This is a genomic window from Paenibacillus sp. YAE3, from assembly GCF_057546105.1.
Map to the genome: position 1 here is coordinate 244,559 of NZ_BAAIYF010000001.1, position 23,387 is coordinate 267,945.

Sequence of the window (23,387 nt, forward strand, 5' to 3'; positions counted from 1 at the left end):
GGCTTCGAACGCAAAGGGGAAACGGTTTCGCCTAAAAAAACAAGCCTGTTTTTCCCCGGGATTCCGGTTCAAAACAGGCTTGGCTCATGCGTTAATTTGCGGCTGTGATCATCCAGCTTGCTCCGGACGGCCGGTCCGCCGCCTGGATGATCAGGCTGCCTTCTCCGTCCACATGCCAGCCTTCGGCTCCTTCGCCGAGCTGCTCGGCCGTAATGGCATCCAGCCCCTGCACCCCGCTCGGAGCGAATTCCGGACGGCAAAGCTTAAACCGCAGCAGGCTCCGGTTCGCCTCGTATTGTCGATGCGCATAGGCATACGACAGCTTGAGGCCTCCCTCTTGGCCTTCAAGGCGCACATTCAAACGGGAGTAGGTTTGATCGCGGTAATCGTAGGTGGCGCCGTCATCCTCGTAAAGGCTGTACTCCGCCTGGAATCCGCTTTGGGCTTCCGCGCCGTAGATATGGAACGTCAGGTTCCCGTTCGTCTGGTCGTCCGCATGCTGCGCAAGCGCGCCCTCGGGCACGATCGCCCCGGATTTGACGTACATCGGCATCGTATCCAGCGGGCAGGCGGCCAGAATATGCCGTCCCCCTTCGAGCTTTTTGCCCGTCCAATAATCGAACCATCGGCCTTCCGGCAAATAAACGGCGCGGTGATCCGTATCGGGGCGGTAAACCGGCGCGATCAGCACGGCATCGCCGAGCAGGAATTGGTCGCATAGGTTGGTCACGTTTGGGTCATCCGGATATTCCAGTACAAGCGGGCGGATCACCGGCAGGCCTGTGGCCGCCGCTTCCTGGAACAGGTTGTAGATATGCGGCAGCCAGCGGTAGCGAAGACCGATGTACTTCCGGATGATCTCCTCCGTCTCCGCGCCGAACGCCCAAGGCTCCTGTCGCAGCGTATCGATTGCGGAATGGTTGCGGAAATACGGGAAAAACGCGCCCATTTGCGTCCACCGCACAAGCAGCTGTCCCGACGTATGGTGGGCAAAGCCGCCGATATCGGGACCGGCGAAAGGCAAACCCGACAGGCCCATGTTCAGCACCATCGGCATCGCCAGCGCCATATGCTCCCAGAAGCTGCGGTTGTCTCCCGTCCATACCGCCGCGTAACGCTGAATGCCGGCATACCCCGCGCGGGTCAGCACGAACGGGCGGCGGTTGTCCAGCTGCCGCTTCAGCCCCTCCGCCGTCGCTTTGGACATCAGCAGCCCGTAAAGGTTATGCAGCTCCTCATGCGTCTTCAAATCGCCGTTGTTCCGGTGCATGACGTCCAGGTCCATCGTTTTGCTCTCATTGAACACGGCCGGTTCGTTCATGTCGTTCCAGATGCCTTCGATTCCGTTCTCCGTGTAAAAGGAATGAAGATCCCCCCACCACTTCGACGTCCGGTCATCGGTGAAATCCGGGAACGCGCTTGTTCCGGGCCATACCTCGTCGAAATAAATGTCGCCTTCGAGCTTGGTGCAAAAATGCCCCTGCTGCACGCCTTCCCTGTACACGTCGTATTTCGGATCCTTTTTGACGCCCGGATCGACGATCGGCACGATGCGGATGCCCATGCCGCGCAGCTCCTTGATCATCGCTTCCGGATCGGGGAAACGCAGCGGATCGAACGTAAACACCCGGTACCCGTCCATATAATGGATATCCAAATAAATGACGTCGCATGGTATGTTTTTTTCGCGGAAGGTGCGCGCGAGCTCCAATACCTCCTCCTGATCCATGTAGCTGTAACGGGATTGATGGTACCCGAGCGCCCATTTCGGCGGCAGCTCGATGCGTCCGGTCAGCGCCGTATAGCGCGTGACCACGTCCTTCACCGACGGCCCCGCGATGAAATAGAGATCATAATCCCCGGTGCTGCAGCCCATCGTAAACGCATCGGCATGCGTTCTCATATCCACCTCGGTCCGGCCCGGGTTATCCAAGAAGAGGCCGCAGCTCGTTCCCCCGGCCATATGGATCACGAACGGGATCGATTGGTACAGCGCCTCGATTTCCGGCACATGGGGCGCATAAACGTCGGTGTTCCAGTTCGTGTAACGCTCGCCGCGTTTGTCGAGGAAGCTGGATTTCTCCCCGAGGCCGTAAAAATGCGAGTCCTGCGGCATGTCATATACCGCGTGCACGCCGCTCCGCGGTTGGCACACAAGGCGGGTCTGCCGGCAGAGAACCTTCCCTTCCTTGTCGCGGACCGTGAACGCAAACGTGGTTTTGTCGATTTCAAGCGCGATCAGGGAAGTACGAAGGATCACCCGGTCGCCGGTTTCCTCCAGCCCGATCTCGCTTTCGCTTTTTTGCCTGAACGCCGGGTCGATCGCCACCGTCGACGACAAGTCCGGTTCTCCCTGCCAAAAAAATTTGATCCGGAATATTCCGTCCGCCGGGAACAATACCGCCGCTCCGCCGCGTTCGGCCCGCAAAACAAACGCATCCCCGCGCCGCTCCAGCTTTTGGAACGCACCCAAGTATCTTCCTGTTTCCGTGTGACCCGCCTCCGTGTATTTGTCCGGGCGGATTGCTTCGCTTCCTTCCATGTCTCTCGCTCCTTCTTCTTGGTGCACATGATGCCGATTCCTTGCGTTTTCCGTAGTTGTGACGCCTTTGTACGGATGTCCGGGATGGAAAGAGGCTCCTTTCGAATGTTCAAAGGGAGCCTCCTCTTATCGGCCGATGCCGCTTCGTTCTTTTTATTTTTTCAGGTTATCCCAAGTTTTCTGGAAATCCGCCAGCAGCTGGTCTTTGTCCGATTTGCCTGCAATATAGCTTTGCATGCTCGAACCGAATTCATTCCAAGCGCCTTCAGGGAATCGGGCGAACTGCCAGCTGAGCACTTTGTTTTCTTTGCTGTATTTCAGGATTTCCGCGCCCAGCGCGCCGAGATCCTGTTCCGTCGCGTCGATGCTCTTGAACGCCGGGATGAACTTGAATTCCTTCGTGATGTAGTTTTTGCCTTGATCGGACGTCACGAGCCAGTTCAAAAATTCCTTCGCGTCGTCTTTAACTTTGGAGTTTTTGTTGACGACCCAGTTGTTCGGCACGCCGACGAGCAGCTTGTCGTTTTCTTCCGCGTTATCGCTGATCGGCATCGGCAGGAGTCCGATGTTCATGTTCGGCGTAATGCCGTCGATTTGCACCTGCGTCCAGTTGCCCTGCTGCGTCATCGCGGCCTGGCCGTTTGCGAACATGGTCATTTCCGTGTTGTAGTCGGTCGTCAGCGGGTTTTTGTTGCCGTATTTCAGCGTCAGGTCAAACAGCTTCATCAGCCCGTCCATCTGCGGGTTGCCTGCGAATTTTTCCGTACCCTTGTTCAGGCCTTCGATATAAGCGCCGGGATCCTTCTGATGGGAAAACGCTACGTTCAGCGTATGTTGTCCCAAAATCCAGCCTTCCTGGTAGCCGTTGACGAACGGCGTGATGCCGGCATCCTGCAGCTTTTTGGCGGCTGCGTCCAGCTCCGTCAGCGTTTTCGGCGTTTCGGTGATGCCCGCTTTTTTGAACAGATCCTTGTTGTAGACGAAGCCGTAGCCCTCAAGGTTCATCGGCATGCCGTAAATTTTGCCGTCTTTCGTGATTTGGTCTTTGGACACGTCCACCATGTCGCTAACCCATTTTTCGCCCGACAGATCCTCAAGCTTATCCGCCCAGGTGTTCAGATCCGTATACCCGCCGACGTTGAAAATGTCGGGTTCTTCGCCGGACGCGAATTTCGCTTTCAGGGCCGCGCCGTAGTCGGAACCGCCGCCGACCGTTTGGATATCCAGCTTGATGCCGGGATGGCTTGCCTCGTAATCGGCTTTTAGTTTATTGAGCGCTTCCGCGATTTCGACTTTGAACTGGAAAATATGAATCGTTTTGGTGCCGCCTTGCCCTTCGCTTCCGCCGTCGGCCGTTTTGTCCGTTTTCGAGCCGCAGCCCGCCAGAACAACGGAAAGCGCGAGCATCGAAGCAAGCGTGATTTTGGAACGTTTTTTCATGAATGAGTCCTCCCTTTTTGCGGTGTGAACCGAATCCTGCCATGTTTTTTATCTTTGTAATCGTTTACTTCTTCATTATAAAAACCGGCGTCGCCAATGAGCACTTACGATATTGATCAAACAGGGGGAGCGGATTGACCTGTGAAGCCCCGCCCCGTTTCATACATCCATCAGCCCTTGACCGCGCCCTGCGTAATGCCCTCCACGATATATTTCTGCATCGCCAGGAAAAATATGATGACCGGCAAGATGCCGAGCACAAGCGCCGGCAGCGCCAAGTCCCACTGCTTCGTGAACTGCCCGAAAAACGCGAACGTCGCGATCGGAATCGTCCGCAGATCGGCGCTTTGCAGCACCAGGGACGGCAGCAGGTAATCGTTCCAGATCCACAGCGTATTTAAAATGATAACCGTAACGAACATCGGTTTCAAAAGCGGCAGCACGATCCGGAAGAAGGTGCCGTAGGTGTTGGTGCCGTCTACCCGCGCGGCCTCCTCGATCTCCAGCGGAATCGACTTGACGAACCCGTGGAACAGGAATACGCTAAGCGGCACGCCGAAACCGAGGTAGCTCACGATCAATCCCGGTATGCTGTTCATCAAGCTAAGCGAGCTCATCACTTTCACGAGCGGAATCATGATCGACTGGAACGGAATGACCATGGCCGCGACGAAAATGGCGAACAAAAACCGGTTGAAACGGCTGTTGTGGCGCACCATCCGGTATGCCGCCATCGCGCTGAACAACGCGAGCAGCACGTTGCTGAATACGGTGACGATCAGCGAGTTTTTGAAGGCCGACGGGAAATTCGTCATGTCCCACGCCTTGCTGTAGTTGTGCCATTCGAAGCTTTTCGGCCAGCTGGCGGCATTGGTCAGCAGATCGCCGAACGTTTTGACCGAATTCACGAACAGGAAGTAGAACGGAATCAGGAAGAGCAGCGCGATGACGACCATGACGATTTCGGTCGCAAGCGTTCCGAAGCGGTATTTTTTGGATACTTCCATCAGGATTCAACCTCCTTCGATTTCGTCAATTTCACCTGCAGGCTCGTAATGACCGCCACGACGACGAAGAATATGATCGCTTTGGCGGTGCCCAGCCCGTAACGGTTGTTCTGGAACGCCTCGTTGTAAATGTTCAGCGCCACGGATTCGGTCGAGCGGAACGGCCCGCCTTTCGTGAGCGACAGGTTCAGGTCGAACATTTTGAAGGACCATGAGATCGCCAGGAACAAGCAGACGGTAACGGCCGGCATGACCAGCGGCATAATGACCGTTTTCAAAATTTGCAGCCTGCTGGCCCCGTCGATTTCCGCCGCTTCGATAATGTCCTTCGGAATATTGTTGATCGACGAAATGTAGATGACCATCAAATAACCCGCGGTTTGCCAAACGAACACGATCACGATGCCCCAGAACGCTGTCGTCGCGTCGCCGAGCCAAGGCAGGTTGAAGAAATGCCAGCCGGTGGCATCGCCCACCGCAGAGAACCCTTTGACGAAAATGAACTGCCAGATGAAACCCAGCAGCAGGCCGCCGATCACGTTCGGCATAAAAAAGACGGTGCGCAGCACGTTGCGCGTCTTCAGCGGCTTCGTCAGGAAATACGCCAGGAAAAATCCGAGCAGATTGGTTAAAATAATGCCGATCACCGTAAAGCGGACCGTAAACCAGAAAGCCTTCCCAAAGTCGGGATCTTTCGTTAATATTTGTTTGAAATTGTCGATGCCGACCCAGGTGACCTCGCCGGATACTCCATTCCAGCTCGTGAAGGAGTAATAGAGGCCCAGCAGGAACGGAATCACAATAATGACGGTAAAAAAGAGCGTGGACGGCCCCACGAACACCAGCTGCTGAAGCAGCCCGGACGTTTTTTTGCGATTCATCCCGATTCTCCCCTTTGCAAAAAATACTCTGACTGTCTGTAGGTTAAGTATGGAGGAATGCGTTTACAAAAAAAACGGAGGATCGTGAACCGTTAGGGGGAAAATATTGATATGCCGAAAAGAGGCCATTATTTAAACGAAGGGGACAAACCGATGAAGTTCCGCAGCATCCGCTCACGGCTGATCCAGTTCATGCTGCTGGCGACGACGATACCGCTGCTGCTGTCCATCAGCATCACGTATATCCATACGAAGGAGACGATTAAGGAGCAGGCGCTGGAGGAAAACCGGCATTTGATTTTTCAGGGGAAAACGAATCTGAGCAATTATTTGGACAATATCAACAAGGCTTCGCTCGTCGTGTATAACGACGCCAATTTTTTGCGGAACCTGCGCAAAATTCCCGACGATTACCGAGCCGTGGCCGAGGTGTTTACGCTGCTGCAAAACATACAAAACACGGTGAGCGGCATCGAGCGGATCTACCTGCATGCTTCGCAGTCCAACCAATCGACGCTCGTGACGCCGGCCACCTTTCCGAAAAGGGAGTTCCGTCCCGTGCCTTACGTCAGTACCGTGCCTTACGAAAGATTCACGACCGCCGTCGAGCCGACCCATAACAGCCATGATTATGGTTTTCCCCCGTCGCCGACCTCGTATACGAAGCGCCAGGTGTTCACCTTCCACCGGACGATCACCAACATCCCTTCGGAAAAGGTGCTGGGGGTGCTGGCCATCGACGTCAGGCTCGATTCGGTTGCGGCCATTTGCGAACAGCTGTTTAATAAAAAGAACGAGCAGCTGGTCATCGTCGACCAGGGCGGCAGCGTCATTTATTCCGGCAACGACGAGCAAATCGGCCAAAAGCTGCAGGATCATGCCGTGCTTGACCATATCGGCCAAAACGTCAGCGGCTATTTTGAAATGAACGGCGCGATGCATGTGTACGAAAAGATGCAAACGCCTTATACGGACTGGACGATTATCAAGCGAATCCCGAACGCGACGCTGTATGAGCGGGCGACCGAGCTCACGAAAATCAATACGGTGATCGCCGTCATCGCCCTGCTCGTGATCATCTTCGGCACGCTGTTCATTTCGGTGCGCATCACCGAGCCGATCAAACGTTTGACCAGCTACATGAACCGGATCCAATCCGGCCAGCTGAACGTCGATATCGATTGGAGCAGCCGCGACGAAACGGGCATCATGTTCGCCAGGTTCAGGCAGATGATGGATACGATCAACAACCTCATTTTGCGCGAATACAAGCTGGAATTGGCCAACAAAACCAATCAGCTCAAGGCGCTGCAGGCCCAGATCAATCCGCATTTCCTATACAACACGCTGCAGTCGATCGGCACGCTGGCGCTTCATCACAACGCGCCCCGGATTTATGCCTTGCTCTCATCCCTCGCGAAAATCATGCGCTACAGCATGAACAACAACGACGCGCTCGTCACGCTTCAGGATGAAGCGGAACACGTGAAGCTGTATCTGGATTTGCAAAAGGAGAGGTTTGGCGATCAGCTGGAATTTTCGCTCCTTCTGGAGCCGGACACGCTGGGGGTGCAGGTGCCGAAAATGATTTTGCAGCCGCTCGTCGAGAACTTTTTCAAACACGGGATGGACAATCCGGAAGGCGGGAAAGGAAAACTCGCCATCATAAGCCGGATGGAGCCGGAAGGCGTCCTCACGGTTACGATCGAAAATAACGGGGAGTCGATTCCGCCGGACGTGCTAAGCCGCCTCGCCGCCGGGCTCGAACGCCAGCAAAGCGGGACGCAGGCCGACGGAAACGGGGAGTATGGGATCGGGCTGCACAACGTCATGATGCGCCTTCAGCTGTACAACGAGCACGGATCGGCGCTGCACATCGAAAACATCGAGCCGCAAGGCGTCCGGATCACCGCCCGAATACACACCAAAGCGAAATATACGAAGGAGACGAACGAATGATGAAGGTTTTGATAGCGGATGACGAAAAGCACGTGAGGGATGCGATCAAAATGCTGGCCGATTGGGACGGGCATGGCGTGACGGGCATTCTTGAAGCATCCGACGGGCAAGCGGCCGTGGAGCTCATCGCGGAGGAATCCCCGCAAATCGTGATGACCGACATGCGCATGCCGAGGATGGACGGCACCAAACTGCTCGAATGGATCAAGGACAACAGCCCCGACGTCAAAACGATCGTCATCAGCGGATACGACGATTTCGAGCTGGTGCGGCACACGATCCGGAGCGGCGGCCTCGATTATATTTTGAAGCCGGTCGATCCGGATGCGCTGAACGAAGCATTGGAAAAAGCCGTGGAGGCCGTACGGAAAGAAGCGCTGCAGGACCGGCTCAGCACGCGCCAAAACATGGAGCTGAACCGGATGCGGCCGCATTACGCGGACAAGCTGCTGACCGACCTCATCGGCGGCCCCGGCGGCAAAGAGGAACTGGCCCGGCAGCTCCGGGACGAGTTCGGCCTGCCGGATTCCGCCGCCTCCTGCCGTGCCGCCGTCATCAGCACCGCCCAGCTCGACCACGAGGTGCTGGATAAATTCGGGCAGATGCCGGAGCTGCTGTACTTTACGCTGATCAATATCTGCAATGAAGTGCTGATGTCCGGACAAAAAGGCATCGCCTTTCATCATTTGGGACGCCCCGAGGAGATCGTCATGCTGCTTTGGGACGAAACGATGCCACATCAGGCCGTCCTTGAAAACATCCGGCAGGGAATCGACCTGACGCTGCGCCGGCAGGTGCATATCGGGGCCGGATCGTGCCTGCCTTTTCCGCAAGGGACAGCCGCTTCCTATCAGGAGGCCCGCCTGGCCCTGTGGCGGCGGAACGCGTTAAGCGGTTCCGGCTGGCTTCACGGCGACGCGCCGCAGCCCCCGAAACCGCTTCGTCTAAGCTCGCACGAAGAGAGCTTCCGGCTGGCCGCGCTCAGCGGCAGCGCGGAAAAAATCGGAGCCGCGGTGGACGCCTGGATGAGCCGGGTCGGGGAGCTCGGCGCGGTAACGCCGGCGCAGCTCGAGCAGTGGAATGCCGAATGGGACTGGATGCTGAAGCAGTGGATGGACCACAACGATAGCCCGTCCCAGGACGGACCCGAAAAGGACGCGCTGCTCGAACTCCCGCGGTCGCTTCCGCTCGACCCGCAGGGAAGGCTTTCCTTCCCGCTCTGGAAAGCCCAATACGAAGGCCGGCTGACGGCGGCCAGCCGGATTCTCACGCAGCGGCATTCCCGGGAAAACCACATCATTTACGACATCGCTTCGTATTTGGAGAACCATTATGCCGAGGATATCTCGCTGCAGGACATGGCCGCCCGCTTTTTCCTGAGCCGCGAATACATCTCCCGCCGCTTCAAGCAGGAATTCGGCGTGAACATATCGGATTTCCTTGCGGGCGTGCGCATCGAAAAAGCGAAGCTGCTGCTGCTGAACCCGCAGCTGCGCATCGCGCAGGTCGCGGAAATGGTCGGCTACCAGGACGAAAAATATTTCAGCAAGGTCTTCAAAAAGCAGGAAGGCCAAACCCCCAACGAGTACCGGAAGGAGCAGGCTGCGCGCTGAGGCTTCTCCCGCGTTCCGTTTGCTGATCGGCGAAAAAATAAGCGTCCCTCGGATCCATGACGGATCCCGGGACGCTTGTCTGTTTTTATGCTATCGCCATCGAAAAAGCGCGAGACGCTTCAAGCATTCACGCAGCCATCTTCCGCCTCCGTGCCAAGCACGCGAATCACGTCGTTCGGGTATACATGGACGCCGGCCGTCTCCGTTAAAGCGATGTTCACCATGGCTCGCGCAAGGGTCCTAGCCGGCATGGCCCGGTATTTGGCCGCTTTGCCCCGCATGAGGGGGTCCAGGCTTTTCATGACCCAGGCCCCTGCCGCCTCGCCGAAGCGGAATTCGTTTCGCTCGCCGAGCAGCAGCGACGGCCGAAACAAATGCACGCCTTGGATACCCACAGAAGCCATGGCTTTTTCGGCCTCGCCCTTGACCCGGTTATAGAAGATTTTGGAATTGGGATCGGCCCCCATCGCGGTAACGGCCAAAAACTGCCCGGCGCCTTGACGTTTCGCTATTTTCGCCGCCCGCAGCGGATATTCAAGGTCGACCTTGCGGAATTTCGCCTGCGATCCCGCTTTTCGGATCGTCGTGCCAAGGCAGCAAAACACATCCCTGACGCCCCGGAACGTTTCCGCATGATCCTCCAGCGCCTCCAAGTCGATGATCGTTTCCCGCAGCTTCGGATGGCGAACCGCCAATGGACGCCTCGTCAGCACGACGACGGCATCATAGGCTTCGCTGCGCAGCAGTTCCGCAACCAGCTCTCCGCCCACAAGGCCCGTGGCGCCAAGCACCAATGCCTGCAATCCGATCTTCCCCACCCCGCTTTCTAAGTCATCCTTTTTTCCTCATTCTACCTGTTCCAGGTATCCGGTTTCAACAGGCCCCTCCCCCCGGGGCCATCAGCTCCTTCTTCCTTAGCAGCCGTGTTCGCAGGGGCCAAGCATCCCCGCATCCCGTCATGCTTCCCCCTCCCTTTTGCGTTTATCGTTTTTCCGTAGATTTGAAATTCGAATGTCGTGCGGATATACTGAAATAGAATTATTTTAGAATGAACGTTCAGTATAAATATTGGAGCCAAGGTAAGGTGAGGTTGATGAACAAAAAACAGCTTTCCAGCCAGCAGACGAAACAGAAAATCGCCGATGCCGCCCGCGCCTTGTTCGGGCAAAAAGGATATGCCTCCACCTCGATCGAGGATATCGTCGCCGCCACGCAAATCAGCAAAGGCAATATCTATTACCATTTCAAAAACAAGGAAGGGCTGCTGCTGCACCTGCTTGACGAATGGAACCGGGAATGGGCCGAGCAGTTCCAGGCGAAAAAGGCCAAATACCATACCGTCAAGGAGCAGATGATCGCGCTGGTCGAGCATTTTCTGATGGACGGATTCCAGCATCCGCTCACCAAGGCGATGAACGAGTTTTACGCGACCGAGCTGATTACATCTCCGAATCAGGACCGGATCGAAGCGATGATGCACGGATATCTCCGCAATTATGAGGAGCTGCTGGAAGAGGGCATGCGGACGGGCGAATTCAAACCGGACGACGCGCGCATGCTCAGCATTATCCTTGAAGGCATGCTTGCCGGCATGGAGTTCTCTTCGAACAAAATGTCTTTTGAGGAGGCGCGCGCGCTGTACCTTAAGGCGATGCATGTTTTCCTATACGGCATTACCGGCCTGACGGAACCGCCGGCCGCTCCGTCGGCGACGGAAGCCGACCGAATGAACCTTTAACAATCTTAAACAAGCCTGATCAAGTTATGGAGGAACTCTCATGAGTCAAGAAAAAAAGCTTTTGCCCGCAATGGAAACCGACCCCGTAGGCAAAGTATTCGTACGTTATCTCATTCCTTCCCTTGTCGGGATGCTGATGATGTCGATCAACGTCGTGGCCGACGGCATTTTCGTCGGTCACCGCCTGGGCGCGCTGGCGCTGGCCGGCATCAACATCGCATCCCCGGTTTTCTCCGTATTTTTCGCCATGTCGCTATGGCTCGGGATCGGCGGCGCAACCCTGTTCTCCCAATCGAAAGGCGCGAAAAACGCGAAGCAGGCGCAGCGGATATTCACGCATTCGCTTATCCTTATTTTCGTTTTAACGATGCTCGTCGCGCTCACGGCCTATCTGCTGCGAATTCCGTTGGCTTATGCGCTCGGGGCCAACCGGGATACGCTCCCGTATGCGCTTGAATATATGACGGTGCTGCTCACGTACGGCTTTATCATTACGATCCAAAATACGTTCAGCCTGTTCGTCCGCAATGACGGCAACCCGAATCTGTCCATGATCTCGATGGTCGTTTCGGCGGTGTTGAACATTGTTTTAAACTATGTATTCCTGTACGTGCTGGATATGGGCGTCAAAGGTTCGGCATTGGCGACCGTCGCCGCCACGCTGGTCGGCGCGCTGGTCCTGTTCGTCCATTTTTTCCGCAAGGAACGGACGCTTTCTTTCGTCAAGCCGTATTTCTCCCTCCGGCTGGCCATCCGGACGCTGACGATCGGCTTTCCAAGCTTTATATCCGAAGTCGGATTGTCCGTATTCACGATCGGATACAACGTGGCGATGGTGCGTTGGGCCGGGACGGCAGGCGTCGCCGCTTTTTCGGTGCTCAATTACGCCCACAGCGTCATGCTGATGCTGTTCCTCGGCATGGGCTCGGCGGTTCAGCCGCTGATCAGCTACTATCGCGGCGCCAAGCTGCGCCTGCGCGAAGTGCAAACCGTCCGGATCGCCGTCGTTACGGCCATCGTCTCCGGCATTGCCGTATTTCTTTTTGGCCTCGTGTCCGCGGGAGGCATCGTGTCGCTGTTCGGCGATTTCTCCGCAGAGGTCCGGTCGCTGGCGGTCAACGGCATCCGGTTGTTTTTCATCGGCTATATGTTCATGGGCGTCAACTTCGTCATGATGACTTATTTTCAGGCAACCGAGCAGGTCAAGGCAGCCGTATGGATCACGTTGTCGCGGGAAATCATTCTGATGGTCATCTTCCTGCTGGTGCTGCCTCACCTGCTGGGCACAAGCGGCGTATGGCTGTCCATCCCGTTGTCCGAATGCGTCGTCGCCCTTTCGATCTTCCTGTACGTCAAATTTTTGCAAAACGGCAAAACAAACGCGTCGATCACCATGACTTCAAAGAAAGCGGACCGCGTTTGACCGAAGCTGTTCAAGAACAAAACGTCTTCCCTGGCTTGCATGCCTTGCACGCGAGCACGCGCACCGCCTGTCTTTTCCCATCCGGGAGGGGACAGGTTTTTTTGCGTTGGATAAACCCTCCACTTCAAAAAATTTGGTCCTGCCTATTGTATTAGGTGTATTAAGTGATATAATACACTTAAATCACTAATCGTACTTCGGTACGGTGGGAGGAACCTCTATGGAAGAACAGCAGGTTGGCTCGCTGCATTTTCAGATCGATTTCAGTCAACCTTTATATGAACAGATACTGGACCAAGCCAGAAGCGCAATAGCAAAAGGAGAGATTGCTTTGGGAGACAAAATGCCATCGGTCAGAGAGCTCGCCCAGGAACTGCGGATTAATCCGAATACCGTGATGCGGGCCTATCAGGAGCTGGAACGGGACGGATTGACGGAGAAACGCCGGGGTCAAGGCACGTTCGTGACCTCCTCCGCCGAAAACGTGGCCTCCTTTCGAACGGCTCTGGCCGCCAAATATATCGACAGTTTCATGGAGCAGATGGAAAGCCTCGGACTTTCATGGGAAGACATCGAGAAATACGTCCGGGGGAAAAAAGATTCGGGGACGGGAGGATACGGTTTATGACCCCAAACATTGTGGAATGCCATCAGGTAACGAAGCGTTACGGCAAAAAAATCGCGCTGGATCGGCTTGAACTTGCGATTCCCGCAGGAAGGATCACCGGCATACTGGGCCCGAACGGCTGCGGCAAATCGACTTTTTTCCGTACGTTGACGGGCATGGTGAAACCTGACGAAGGACGGATCGAGGTGCTGGGAAAAACGCCGGGCTGGCGGACGAACGAAAGCATCGCCTATCTTCCCGACCGCGCCCGATGGTATCCGAATCATACGGCCCGGCAAGCGCTCGAATGGGGAAACTCTTTCCTTCCCGGCTTCTCCATGGAACGCGCGATTCAGCTGGCGGACGAAATGGAGATCGACCTCGACATGCGCGTCGGCGGCATGAGCAAAGGCCAGGAAGCGCGGATTATGCTCATTTTATGCCTTGCGCGGGACGTGGATCTTGTCGTGCTCGACGAGCCGTTTACAGGGATTGACGTCATGTCCAGGGAAGCGATCGTCGCCAGTCTGATCGATTACCTGGAAGAAAGCGAGCAGTCCATCCTGATCAGCACCCATGACATCCAGGAAGTGGAGGGGCTGTTCGACTACACGGTCATGATGAAGGAAGGCCGTGCCATCTGGTCCGGCAATTCCGAGGATTTGCGGGCGGAATACGGCTCGCTGCGGAACGTTTTCCGCAAATTGTACGCGAAGGAGTGGAACGATTAATGTTTTCCGCAGTTTTCCGTGATTTGGTACGGCACGAGTTCAGAAGCAAAGGAAACTGGAAGAAGCAAAACCGGACCCGCATCCCCCGAGGTTGGTGGTGGGCCTACTTTTTATGCATCCTGGCCGCCATGATCGGTACCGCTACCTATTTTGCCCTGCGGAACGATCTTCAGGTTAATGCCATTTGGACCGTTACCCTGGGTTTTCCATACATCGTATTTTTTCTTGGATTCGGGTCCGTCAAAAACGAATGGGGCAACGAAACCTACGGCTGGTGGCTCACGATTCCCGCATCCCGCGTGCGGCTCATTGCCGCCAAATGGCTGGGCAGCTGGCTGAAGGTATGGGCAGCGATCCTCATGCTGTTTGTCATCACGTCCGTATACGTCATGATTCTTTCCTTCACCATCCCCTACTATTCGTTCGAAACGACCCGGGAGTTTATGGCGACCGGAATCCAGTGGCTGTCGCTGATCGTCACGCTGAGCCCGCTGATCATCGCGGTCGGCATCCTAATGGGCATTCTTCAACACACCGTCGTCCGTCCTTTGGCGCCGATCCTGTGGGTTGGTTTCATGGCGGCCCTCGGCCTGACGTATTCCTTGACGGACATCGTCATTCCCGAATCAAGCTTTTCACCGCAGCAAAGCCTGTGGGCTTCCTATCCGCTGGAGCTTCCGGCCATCGTCGCGCTGGACTGGATCCTGGCCTTTGCAGTGCTTCGGATCACGGCGTTTTTGCTTGAAAAGAAACTGGATTTATAGGAGGAAAAAACATGGTTCAAACGATCCATCCGCCAAAGGCGGCTGATTATACTGCATCTAACAACGAATATATGCTAGAGGTCAAAGGACTGCGAAAAGCATACGCCAAAAAGCAGGCGCTCGAAAACGTCACTTTTTCGCTGAAGCCCGGCACCTCGTTTGGTTTTCTTGGCCCGAACGGCGCCGGCAAATCGACGACGATGAAAATATTGACGGGCATCGTAAAGGCCGACAGCGGCACGGCGAAGCTGTTCGGCAAAGATGCCGCCAGCGAAACGGATGCCGTCGCCAAATATATCGGCTACGTTCCGCAGGACATTACGCTGTACGAAAAGCTGACCGCTTACCAGAACCTTGAATTTTTCGGGGAAGCCTATGGGGTCAAAGGCAAGGAGCTAAAGCAAAGGATTCATGAGGTGCTTGCCAAGACCGGACTTCTCGAGCGGGCAAACGAAGCGGTCAGCACCTTCTCGGGCGGCATGAAAAGAAGGATCAACATCGCCGCTGCCCTGCTCCATCGGCCCAAGCTCCTCATTCTCGACGAACCGACGGTGGGGATCGATCCGCAGTCGCGCAACCATATCTTCGAGATGATCCGCGAGCTGAACCGCGAAGGCGTGACCATCATCTACTCCACGCACTACATGGAAGAGGTCGAAGCCCTTTGCGACGAAATCGCGATTATGGATCAGGGCACGGTCAAAGCGATGGGCCCGCTGGGCCAACTGCTCGAGCAATACGGCCAAAAGGCGATTTATCTGGAAGTTCCCGGTTTGACAGAACCGCCTCAAGATTCATATATCGCCTCCTCCCGCAAGGAGGGGTCCGGCTGGCTGCTGGAAACGGAACAGCCTTCGGTCCTCATGCAGCATCTTTTGCGCCAGGCTTCGCTGCAGGCATGGGACGTCAAGCAGCTGGAAATCGTCCGCCCTTCGCTCGAAAGCGTGTTTTTGAAGGTCACCGGAACGGCGCTTCGCGACTAGCGAACATTCGGTTCCAAACTTTGAACAAAGGAGATTCCAACGATGAAATCGATGATTATCAAAGAGCTGCGGCTCATAGGCAAGGATAAAAAAAGCTTCTTTTTTCTCCTCTTGATGCCGATTATTTTTATCGTCATGTTCGGTTCCGTCTTTAATCAGGGAGAAGGCGGGGCCTCCGTGACGCTGCGTACGATCGATCAGGACCAGACCGCCGCGTCCAAGGCGCTGATCGGCCAAATGAAGGGCATCATGGACGTGGAGCAGCTTCCCGCGGATGACGTTAGCGGGCAGCTCGACAAAATCAAGCAGGGGCAATTCTCGGCCATGCTCGTCATCCCGAGCGGTTTCGGGCAGGCAATGAAGTCGGGGAAAGCGGCTGACGTCAAGCTGTATCAGGACCCGTCCGCCCAGATGGAGGTCGCCCCCATCCAGGCCATTCTCGGCAGCATTTCCACCCAATACCGCGAGCAAAAGCTGACCGACCTGCTGATCTCCAAAGGAGAGTCCGAAGCGCAGGCCGAAGCGGCGCTCGCCTCCCCGATCCGGATCGAAAACGTGACGGCCTCCTCGGATAAGTTCAGCATGATTGATCAAGTCGTGCCCGGCATGACGGTCATGTTCGTCTTTTTCATCATGATCACGATGGCCCGCCGCTTTTTCGAGGAAAAGAAAACCGGACTGCTGTCGCGTATCCGGACGACGCGCATCAAACCGCTGCATTATTTGCTCGGCATGTGGTTCCCGTTCGTTTTGACGGTCATCGCGCAGTGCGTCATTTTGTTCGCCTTCGGCCATTTCGTATACGGCCTGGCGCTGGGCGACGTCGCCGCACTCGCCGTCATCGTGGTATCCCTCAGCATTGCCGGCACGGGCATCGGCCTCGCCCTCTCCTTCCTCGTGCCGGGCGAAGGCGCGGCCATGGTCATCACGCAGGTCATTTCCATGGGGGGCGCCATGCTGGGCGGTTTGTGGGTCCCTTCTTATCTCCTGCCGAAGGCGGTGCAGACGGTCGGCCATTTCCTGCCGCAATTTTGGGCGCAGCATTCGCTGCAGGATATTATCGCCCATGGCGCACATCTAGGGGACGTATGGGGCGCAGCCCTCATTCTTCTCACGTTCGGTTTGGCCGGACTTACCGTGGCCATGCTCAGACTGCCGGGTTTTCTCCGGTCGGCGGCCAACTAGCGTCGCCGAACGGGGCCCCCGATAAAAGACAGCGGCTAGCGAACTTTCCAAGAAAACGGGCCGCTTGGGATTGAGGTTTCCCCAAGAAGCAAGAAGCTTGCAACAATGAAGGGCTGTCCCGCCGATTTGCCGGCAGGACAGCCCTTTCGCTTGATCCCTATCATGATTTTTGAGTCAAAATACGCTTACGATGAAGATGGCAAAACACGCAAACCCGATGAGCGCCGCCGTCTTTGCCCCGGACAGTTTCGGTTTTTCCGCGGAACGGTAAAACCGGCGCTGCCCGAACAAATTACGGTGCAGTACATAAAGAACCGTCAAATTCGCGGCGAGAAACAGCAGCATCTGGATCGGCCCCAGCTCCTTCCCGTCCGTCAGCGGCCTTTCGACGGCCCCCAAAGCAAACAATCCTACGGCCAAAAACATGATGCTGCGCAGAGCTTCAAGCGTCCACGCCGCAGCTTTTCCGATCCCCATATCGCCCACCTCCGCCTTGATCATTTTTCAATCCAGCCCGTTTTGCTTTCGCTCATGGATGTCAAACGGCACCCGATCCGTCATGGCGCCGCCTCTTTGTTGACATTGTATCAAAGAAGCCGGCCCTTCCACAACAAAACGCCTGCCGTTCCGGCAGACGTTTTCCGGTTTCAGGCCCCCCATTTGGGAATCGAGGGCAGCTGTTTTCGCATATGGTCCACAAAAACCTTGGCGAACACCGGGTCCCACTGGCTTCCCCGTCCTTCATCCAAAATGGACAAAGCGATGGACGGCGCCATGCCTCTGCGGTAAGGGCGGTCGGAGGTCATCGCGTCATAGGCGTCGGCCACGGCGATGATCCTTCCGAGCACCGGAATCTCTTCCCCGGCGAGCCCATCGGGGTATCCTTTGCCGTCGTAACGCTCATGATGCGAACGGACGCCCGGAAGCAGCGGCGCCATCACTTCCTTTGGTTCGATCTGGAGCAGGATGTTTTCGCCAAGCTCCGGATGCGCTTTGATCTGATCAAATTCTTCATCGGTCAGTCGTCCCTCCTTCAGCAGGACGGTATCGCGAATGCCGATTTTGCCGATATCGTGCAGCAGCGCCGACTTCCGGACGATCGCCAGCTCCTCCGGGGACATGCCGCACAGCCGGCCGATTTTTTCCGAATATTCGGCGACGCGCAGCGAGTGGCCCGCGGTGTACGGATCGCGCGCATCCAGCGCTACGGCAAGCGTGACGAAATAACTGTCCAGCATGACCTGGCTCTCCTTTTCCCGCATTTCCAAAGCGTTGACCATCATGTTGAAGCCGGTAACCAGCTTGGAAAATTCATCGGAATACACGTTCTGGACCTTGGTCAGCCGTCCTTCCTTAATTTCGTTCATCGCGTCGTACAGCTGCGAAATCGGGCGCTCGATGTCTTGGGTGATCAGCCTTGCCCCCATGTAAACAAAAGCCGAATCGATGAGCAGGATCAGCCCGGCCCAGCCCCAGTAGTTTTGGAACATGCCGCCGTCGAGCTGCTCCAGCCGGATATGCGCGGCAAGGCTGAACAGCAGCAGCGGCAGGGTGCCGATCAGTATGCCGCTGACCAAAAATTTGGGACGGATCGACAACAACACATGGTCGTCGGCATCCAGCTCCACCTGGAACTTTTTTTCGGCAAGCATTTTGAATTCGATCAGCATCGGGCGGATGGCGGCCGTCGTCAGGAAAAAATCCAGCATCGCATGCATCCCGGCCACCAGCAGCGCCCCCAAAGCCGCCACCAGGATATAAGATCCGGGAAAAGTCAGCAGGCCTTCGTGCAGCATCCATGCCGTCAACAGCAGTGCCGGTATCGAGAAGCTCAGCTGATGCGGCACCAAAATCCGAAAGACGGTCAGCAGCGGCAGCCGCTGCGTTTGGATGAACGCGTTGCGAAGCACGTCCAGGCTTGCGCCCGGTGCAAGCCCCTCCCGGAGGGAGCGGATATGGCGGTTAAAAAAAATCCATTCGGCAGCCCCCATGGAAACGAGCGAAACGAGCAAGACGAGTGCAAGGCGTTTATACTCCTCTGTGGCGATGTTCAGCGTCGCCGGCACGATCGCGCTGCCGACGACGAGAACCGTAAGCAGCAACCCGATCAAATAATTGCGCATCAATTTGCCCAGAAACGACCGGTATACCTTCCGCGTCTCCAAGCAAGAAGAATCGGTATTCATACAGCAAAGCCTTCCTTATTCGTAAAATGGCCAGTCCAATACTACTATCATTATCGGACGAAAGAACGGAATATGTGACAATAATCGCAAGAAACATCCCGCTTTCGGAAACATTTTGTGACAACGGCAAAAAAAGCCCCGCCAAGGCGGGGCACGCATAAGAACTTATGAATTTATTCATAGATCCGTTTCAAATCATTTCCATTCCAGGTTGAAAAATCTCTTGATTCCCTCCTTGCCCTGTTCCGTCACGACGACGGCTCGGCCGGAAGCCGCCCGTTCAATCCAGTTCATGTCGAACAAACGGGTGACGATCGCTTGGCCCATGCTGCCCGCAAGATGATGCTGCCGCTCGCTCCAATCCAGGCAAATTCGGCCGAACGACCGACGCTCCTTGCGCAGCGCAGGCAGATCCAACCCAAAGTCGGCAAAAAAATTCTCGCCGGCCGTCGTCACGACAAATTCGCCGTCGCCTTCTTCGATCCACCCCTGTTCGACCATGGCCCGGGTCAACCCGACGCCCAGCTTCCCCGCCAGATGGTCGTAACAGGTTCTGGCCTTGCATAAGGCTTTCATTTGTTCGGATTGGCGCAGCGACCTGATTTCGGCGGGCCGGGAAATCGATAGCAGCGTCTCGAGCGCCCGCGCGATTTCTTCGTTCGCCAGTTTGTAATAACGATGCCGGCCGTGCTTCTCGGCTGCGACCAGCATGCCGGAAGCCATTTTCCCCAAGTGAAAGCTGGCGGTTTGCGGGGTTATGCCTGCCGCAAGCGCCAATTCGCTGGCCGTATGGAAACGGCCGTCCATCAAACTCGTCAGGATCGCCGCCCGGGACGGATCCCCCAGAAGAGATACCAGTTCCGCAAGCTTAGGATTTGCGCTCATGTCCGTTCCTCCCTCAAACACATTCATACTTCGATATTAATCGAAACGTTAAAGTGTTGCCATCCCCAACCAACCCATTGCCCACTACAATTCAGAATACTTTTGCATAATCCTGGTTTTTGTGATATAGTATAAGAATGTACAATTTCATTTAACTCCTTTTACGTTCCTCGCAAGAAGAATAACCCTTCAGATCCATGAAACCTTCATTCGGATCGACGAAGCATTAAATTCCTATTTTGAATGACCCTAACGAAGTAAGAGTTTATGAAAGACGCATTCTGATTCACACTGGCGCGGTCATCGGAGCCGCAAGGACAAAAGAGAGGTAGGGCTTTTGTTGTTTTGGAAAGGTCATTATTCTGTTTACCGACAAGAATACTTAAGGAACCGGCTGCAGTCTGCCATTTTCGGGCTGTCAGGGGTTAAATAGACGGCGTCATGCTGCGCCTGACAAAATACACAGAACCCCCGGGAGCTGCCATTCGCAGTCTTCGGGGGTTCGTCCATTTTAGAGGCGATAGCCTTTGATCGGCGTTTTGATCGGAGCGCCTCGCTTCATGTATTCAAGGAGGGTGATCGGATTGTTGTCCATGCCTCCCGCGTTGACCCGATAGCCGATATACTGGCCCGGGCTGTTGATGCCCGGTTTGACGGAGAACGTCACCTGAACGCCGAGCTTGCGGCAAATGTCGATCACGGGTTTGGAATAACCGCCGTAGGGAAACGCCAGAATGTCGCGGTTATTTCCGATTTTGGCTCGTAAAATTTGATTGGATAAGTCCAGGTCCCGCGTGACCCTCTGCGTATATTCTTCCCACGTCTCGACATGGTGCAGCGTTTTATTGACTTCCGGCCCCATCAGCATCGGCTCGGCCCGGTCCTTGTTTTTGCCCAAAATCCGAATATAACCGTAAGCATGGGAGTCGTAGGTGTGGCTGTAAAAATCGATTCCCTTGCGGTGCATCTCCTGCACTTGCTGCCAATTGAGCTTCGGCAGTCCCGGATGTTTGTCATTTCCGATGGTCGCGACGATCAGGAAATTGGTTGCTGGCGCGCGGTACTCCTGCAGGATGGGAAAAACATGTTTGTAAAACGTCTCATAGCCGTCGTCAAACGTCAGCAGCACCGCGTTGTCCGGCACGGGGCGGCGTTTCGTGATGAAGTCGGCGTATTGCTCCATCGTGATCCAATGAAAGCCGTTCGCCTTCATCGCATCGAGCTGCTGCCTGAATACGGCCGTATCCAAGCTCTTGATGTCGGTGGGGTGGGGCCGCACGTCGTGATACATCAGGACGATCACCTTATTTTTATAATAAATGGCGTTTGGCGTCGGCCGGGTCGAGAAAAAGCCGTGAACGCGGGCCGCTCCGGCTCCTCCCTTAAGCGGGGTCCGCGCCGGATGGTAAACGTACGGGCCCTCTCTCCATAAAAACAACACAGCGATCAACAATAAAATGCCGAAAGTGCCGTACGATAATATTTTTTTCCGGTGCATGGCTTGCTTGAACTCCTTTGTTACCGATAATGGCAAAAGCTTTATTTTTGGATGATTTTCGCGCTTGTCCGGTGATACCTTCCCTGCATAATAAACATACTCTGAAAACAAGGAGTGATGCAAATGCCCAACTATCGGATCATCGTTGACCTTTCGGACCGCAAGCTGCATTTGCTGGACGAAAACCGGGTCGTGAAAACCTATCCCGTCGGCATCGGCAGAATGGTAACCAGCACCCCGACGGGCGAATTTACGATCATCAACAAACAGGAAAACCCGGGCGGGCCGTTCGGAGCGTTATGGATGGGCTTGTCCAAACCGCACTACGGCATACACGGAACCAACGATCCGGCTTCGATCGGCCATGAAGTGTCGCATGGATGCATCCGGATGCACAACGAGGATGTGCTCGAACTTTCCTCTTACGTGCCCGTCGGCACGCGCGTGACGATCCGGCCCTAGCTTAAAGCCCCGAATCATGCCGCCCAAATAAACAAATCCCTGCAAGAAACTGCCGTTTCCGCAGGGATTTGTTTTTAGAGCCGATAAGCTAGGCTTTGACTGGATACGCCATGACGCTCATCAGCGCGTTTTCGGCTTGCGTGGAATCCAGCCTGCTGTACTGCACATACACGGGACCGCTGCTGACGACTTCCATGGCATAAGGCACGCCCTTGGGGATAAACCGTCCTTCCGCTTGCAGCGACGCGGTTCGGATATGCTTCGTTCGTTGGCCCGGAACGGTCGCCTCCATGCCGAGCAACGGCTCGCGGTCCTCAAAAAAAGCGTTGACGGTAACCGTGACGTCCTCCCGGTTCAAATTCAGCACGCATATCGATTCATGGCTTTCCAGTCGTCCGCTGCTGTCCGGCGGAATGTACCCGTCCGGGATGATCCACTGCAATTCGCCTTTGGGCATGATGGTTTCCTCCGCTTTCATCAGGTATTGGGCAGTCAAATTACACTCATTTCCATTTTCGCTCTACCCATTCTGCGGATGAAACCGATATTCCTTCCTTTTTCCGTGAAAAACGCTTTGCGCCGCAGGTTTTTTATTGCCGGGGGCCGTCCGCGTTCGGGCCGTCGGGGTTGACCCGAATTCCCTTTTCGTGCCGGTATTGAATGACGAGCTGCCGCCAAAAATCATAACTTCCTTTTCCATCCGAGATATACGGCTTGTAAAAGTCGTAAGCATCCTGCGCCCAAACCGGGCAGGGCATATTGAGCAGCATTTCCTGCTGCTTGATCCAGGCGGCTTGCTGCGCGACCGTTGCCTGCAGCGCTTCGAACGCCGCCTTTTCTTCTGGGGTCATGGGCCCGCCCTCCTCCTTTTTGCGATCATAACGATACAAATCGTACCGGTCCATGAGTTGCATCAACTTTTCCGCATAGTTCGGATCCGTCGCATAACCGGCTTTCGCCACCGCTTTTGCCGCCGTTTTGCCGTCCGCATGCAACGCCCCGCTGTACCGCCGGTCCCCGGCAACCCCGCTGAGAATCAGGCGGGAATGGTCTTGGATGGACTCCTCCCAGCTATGGTACTTGCGGAAATAAGCAAACATCTCCACCCAAGCGCCCCTTACATATTCCGAGGTCGGCATACGGATGCCTCCGGCGGGTCCTTCGCCTTTGATGCCGAACAAATTATTCGCTTGCGCCGCAAGGCTGCTTGCCCCCCATGCCGATTCGAGCGCCGCCTGGGCAATCGTAAGGGAAGCGGGGACTCCTGTCTTCGCCTGGTCTGCAACCGCAAGCGGAGCTAATTTGGCGATGAACTCCTCCTGTTTCACCTAAAGACACCCCCTCTTCGTTCTAGCAAATACGACATTTGAAACCCTCCTCATACCATTCAATGCCGACCGGCTTCAGGCGGCCTGTACGGCCATACCCTTGCCCGAACCTCATACAAGCCCTTTTCATGACGGATGAAACATACGCCCTCCCA

General features: G+C 55.5%; 21 protein-coding genes. 10 read left to right on the forward strand and 11 right to left on the reverse strand.

Annotated features, from left to right (window positions below):
• Positions 1–91 precede the first annotated feature (91 nt).
• From AC27KL_RS01070 to AC27KL_RS01085, 4 genes are all read right to left on the reverse strand, one after another.
• The gene (locus AC27KL_RS01070) at positions 92–2,542 is read right to left on the reverse strand and encodes a glycoside hydrolase family 31 protein (protein ID WP_487168492.1); all 2,451 of its coding nucleotides are present in this window, start codon (positions 2,540–2,542) and stop codon (positions 92–94) included.
• A gap of 153 nt (positions 2,543–2,695) precedes the next feature.
• Positions 2,696–3,982, reverse strand: a complete 1,287-nt coding sequence (locus tag AC27KL_RS01075; protein ID WP_339323256.1) for an ABC transporter substrate-binding protein — start codon at positions 3,980–3,982, stop codon at positions 2,696–2,698.
• Positions 3,983–4,152: 170 nt separating this feature from the next.
• Positions 4,153–4,989: a carbohydrate ABC transporter permease gene (locus AC27KL_RS01080; RefSeq protein ID WP_487168493.1), complete on the reverse strand. Its 837-nt coding sequence runs from the start codon at positions 4,987–4,989 to the stop codon at positions 4,153–4,155.
• The gene (locus tag AC27KL_RS01085) at positions 4,989–5,870 is read right to left on the reverse strand and encodes a carbohydrate ABC transporter permease (protein ID WP_339323254.1); all 882 of its coding nucleotides are present in this window, start codon (positions 5,868–5,870) and stop codon (positions 4,989–4,991) included. The genes AC27KL_RS01080 and AC27KL_RS01085 overlap by 1 nt, the downstream gene beginning before the upstream one ends.
• A gap of 153 nt (positions 5,871–6,023) precedes the next feature.
• Between AC27KL_RS01085 and AC27KL_RS01090 the strand changes: the two genes are divergently transcribed.
• Together AC27KL_RS01090 and AC27KL_RS01095 are read left to right on the forward strand one after the other, a co-directional pair.
• Positions 6,024–7,829, forward strand: a complete 1,806-nt coding sequence (locus AC27KL_RS01090) for a cache domain-containing sensor histidine kinase (protein ID WP_487168763.1) — start codon at positions 6,024–6,026, stop codon at positions 7,827–7,829.
• On the forward strand, positions 7,829–9,442 hold the full coding sequence (locus AC27KL_RS01095) for a response regulator (protein ID WP_487168764.1): 1,614 nt from the start codon (positions 7,829–7,831) through the stop codon (positions 9,440–9,442). The genes AC27KL_RS01090 and AC27KL_RS01095 overlap by 1 nt, the downstream gene beginning before the upstream one ends.
• A gap of 119 nt (positions 9,443–9,561) precedes the next feature.
• On the opposite strand, the gene AC27KL_RS01100 is transcribed toward AC27KL_RS01095, so the two are convergent.
• Entirely contained in the window at positions 9,562–10,251 is a 690-nt protein-coding gene (locus tag AC27KL_RS01100; RefSeq protein WP_487168765.1) for an oxidoreductase, read from the reverse strand.
• A gap of 284 nt (positions 10,252–10,535) precedes the next feature.
• On the opposite strand from AC27KL_RS01100, the gene AC27KL_RS01105 reads away from it, so the two are divergent.
• The 7 genes from AC27KL_RS01105 (at position 10,536) to AC27KL_RS01135 (ending at position 16,873) form a co-directional block, all read left to right on the forward strand.
• Complete coding sequence (locus tag AC27KL_RS01105; RefSeq protein ID WP_487168494.1) at positions 10,536–11,180, forward strand: TetR/AcrR family transcriptional regulator; 645 nt, start codon at positions 10,536–10,538, stop codon at positions 11,178–11,180.
• Between the two features lie 40 nt (positions 11,181–11,220).
• Positions 11,221–12,603, forward strand: a complete 1,383-nt coding sequence (locus AC27KL_RS01110) for an MATE family efflux transporter (protein WP_487168495.1) — start codon at positions 11,221–11,223, stop codon at positions 12,601–12,603.
• A 220-nt stretch (positions 12,604–12,823) separates the two neighbouring features.
• Positions 12,824–13,231, forward strand: coding sequence for a GntR family transcriptional regulator (locus AC27KL_RS01115; RefSeq protein ID WP_339323250.1), 408 nt, complete (start codon positions 12,824–12,826; stop codon positions 13,229–13,231).
• Positions 13,228–13,941, forward strand: coding sequence for an ABC transporter ATP-binding protein (locus AC27KL_RS01120; protein WP_487168496.1), 714 nt, complete (start codon positions 13,228–13,230; stop codon positions 13,939–13,941). The genes AC27KL_RS01115 and AC27KL_RS01120 overlap by 4 nt, the downstream gene beginning before the upstream one ends.
• A complete protein-coding gene (locus AC27KL_RS01125; RefSeq protein ID WP_487168497.1) occupies positions 13,941–14,705 on the forward strand; it encodes an ABC-2 transporter permease in 765 nt (254 codons plus the stop codon). The genes AC27KL_RS01120 and AC27KL_RS01125 overlap by 1 nt, the downstream gene beginning before the upstream one ends.
• Before the next feature lie 11 nt (positions 14,706–14,716).
• Positions 14,717–15,688, forward strand: a complete 972-nt coding sequence (locus AC27KL_RS01130; protein ID WP_487168498.1) for an ABC transporter ATP-binding protein — start codon at positions 14,717–14,719, stop codon at positions 15,686–15,688.
• A 42-nt stretch (positions 15,689–15,730) separates the two neighbouring features.
• On the forward strand, positions 15,731–16,873 hold the full coding sequence (locus tag AC27KL_RS01135; RefSeq protein WP_339323246.1) for an ABC transporter permease: 1,143 nt from the start codon (positions 15,731–15,733) through the stop codon (positions 16,871–16,873).
• Positions 16,874–17,047: 174 nt separating this feature from the next.
• On the opposite strand, the gene AC27KL_RS01140 is transcribed toward AC27KL_RS01135, so the two are convergent.
• The 4 genes from AC27KL_RS01140 to AC27KL_RS01155 form a co-directional block, all read right to left on the reverse strand.
• A complete protein-coding gene (locus AC27KL_RS01140; protein ID WP_487168499.1) occupies positions 17,048–17,350 on the reverse strand; it encodes a hypothetical protein in 303 nt (100 codons plus the stop codon).
• 170 nt (positions 17,351–17,520) lie between these two features.
• The gene (locus AC27KL_RS01145; RefSeq protein WP_487168500.1) at positions 17,521–19,059 is read right to left on the reverse strand and encodes an HD domain-containing phosphohydrolase; all 1,539 of its coding nucleotides are present in this window, start codon (positions 19,057–19,059) and stop codon (positions 17,521–17,523) included.
• Between the two features lie 195 nt (positions 19,060–19,254).
• Entirely contained in the window at positions 19,255–19,944 is a 690-nt protein-coding gene (locus AC27KL_RS01150; RefSeq protein WP_487168501.1) for an ArsR/SmtB family transcription factor, read from the reverse strand.
• A gap of 511 nt (positions 19,945–20,455) precedes the next feature.
• Positions 20,456–21,442: a polysaccharide deacetylase family protein gene (locus AC27KL_RS01155; protein WP_487168502.1), complete on the reverse strand. Its 987-nt coding sequence runs from the start codon at positions 21,440–21,442 to the stop codon at positions 20,456–20,458.
• Between the two features lie 123 nt (positions 21,443–21,565).
• Here AC27KL_RS01155 and AC27KL_RS01160 point away from each other — a divergent pair, with 123 nt between their 5' ends.
• The gene (locus AC27KL_RS01160) at positions 21,566–21,904 is read left to right on the forward strand and encodes a L,D-transpeptidase (protein ID WP_212948822.1); all 339 of its coding nucleotides are present in this window, start codon (positions 21,566–21,568) and stop codon (positions 21,902–21,904) included.
• Between the two features lie 88 nt (positions 21,905–21,992).
• Here the strand turns inward: AC27KL_RS01160 and AC27KL_RS01165 are convergent, their stop codons facing one another.
• Positions 21,993–22,361, reverse strand: coding sequence for a sensory rhodopsin transducer (locus AC27KL_RS01165; protein WP_487168503.1), 369 nt, complete (start codon positions 22,359–22,361; stop codon positions 21,993–21,995).
• Positions 22,362–22,494: 133 nt separating this feature from the next.
• A complete protein-coding gene (locus AC27KL_RS01170; RefSeq protein WP_487168504.1) occupies positions 22,495–23,232 on the reverse strand; it encodes a glycoside hydrolase family 73 protein in 738 nt (245 codons plus the stop codon).
• Positions 23,233–23,387 lie beyond the last annotated feature (155 nt).

Bases quoted from the DNA above. Each gene is read 5' to 3' on its own strand.
- AC27KL_RS01070 (WP_487168492.1), bottom strand. From the start codon at position 2,542: ATGGAAGGAAGCGAAGCAATCCGCCCGGACAAATACACGGAGGCGGGT.
- AC27KL_RS01075 (WP_339323256.1), bottom strand. From the start codon at position 3,982: ATGAAAAAACGTTCCAAAATCACGCTTGCTTCGATGCTCGCGCTTTCC.
- AC27KL_RS01080 (WP_487168493.1), bottom strand. From the start codon at position 4,989: ATGGAAGTATCCAAAAAATACCGCTTCGGAACGCTTGCGACCGAAATC.
- AC27KL_RS01085 (WP_339323254.1), bottom strand. From the start codon at position 5,870: ATGAATCGCAAAAAAACGTCCGGGCTGCTTCAGCAGCTGGTGTTCGTG.
- AC27KL_RS01090 (WP_487168763.1), top strand. From the start codon at position 6,024: ATGAAGTTCCGCAGCATCCGCTCACGGCTGATCCAGTTCATGCTGCTG.
- AC27KL_RS01095 (WP_487168764.1), top strand. From the start codon at position 7,829: ATGAAGGTTTTGATAGCGGATGACGAAAAGCACGTGAGGGATGCGATC.
- AC27KL_RS01105 (WP_487168494.1), top strand. From the start codon at position 10,536: ATGAACAAAAAACAGCTTTCCAGCCAGCAGACGAAACAGAAAATCGCC.
- AC27KL_RS01110 (WP_487168495.1), top strand. From the start codon at position 11,221: ATGAGTCAAGAAAAAAAGCTTTTGCCCGCAATGGAAACCGACCCCGTA.
- AC27KL_RS01115 (WP_339323250.1), top strand. From the start codon at position 12,824: ATGGAAGAACAGCAGGTTGGCTCGCTGCATTTTCAGATCGATTTCAGT.
- AC27KL_RS01120 (WP_487168496.1), top strand. From the start codon at position 13,228: ATGACCCCAAACATTGTGGAATGCCATCAGGTAACGAAGCGTTACGGC.
- AC27KL_RS01125 (WP_487168497.1), top strand. From the start codon at position 13,941: ATGTTTTCCGCAGTTTTCCGTGATTTGGTACGGCACGAGTTCAGAAGC.
- AC27KL_RS01130 (WP_487168498.1), top strand. From the start codon at position 14,717: ATGGTTCAAACGATCCATCCGCCAAAGGCGGCTGATTATACTGCATCT.
- AC27KL_RS01135 (WP_339323246.1), top strand. From the start codon at position 15,731: ATGAAATCGATGATTATCAAAGAGCTGCGGCTCATAGGCAAGGATAAA.
- AC27KL_RS01140 (WP_487168499.1), bottom strand. From the start codon at position 17,350: ATGGGGATCGGAAAAGCTGCGGCGTGGACGCTTGAAGCTCTGCGCAGC.
- AC27KL_RS01145 (WP_487168500.1), bottom strand. From the start codon at position 19,059: ATGAATACCGATTCTTCTTGCTTGGAGACGCGGAAGGTATACCGGTCG.
- AC27KL_RS01150 (WP_487168501.1), bottom strand. From the start codon at position 19,944: ATGAGCGCAAATCCTAAGCTTGCGGAACTGGTATCTCTTCTGGGGGAT.
- AC27KL_RS01155 (WP_487168502.1), bottom strand. From the start codon at position 21,442: ATGCACCGGAAAAAAATATTATCGTACGGCACTTTCGGCATTTTATTG.
- AC27KL_RS01160 (WP_212948822.1), top strand. From the start codon at position 21,566: ATGCCCAACTATCGGATCATCGTTGACCTTTCGGACCGCAAGCTGCAT.
- AC27KL_RS01165 (WP_487168503.1), bottom strand. From the start codon at position 22,361: ATGCCCAAAGGCGAATTGCAGTGGATCATCCCGGACGGGTACATTCCG.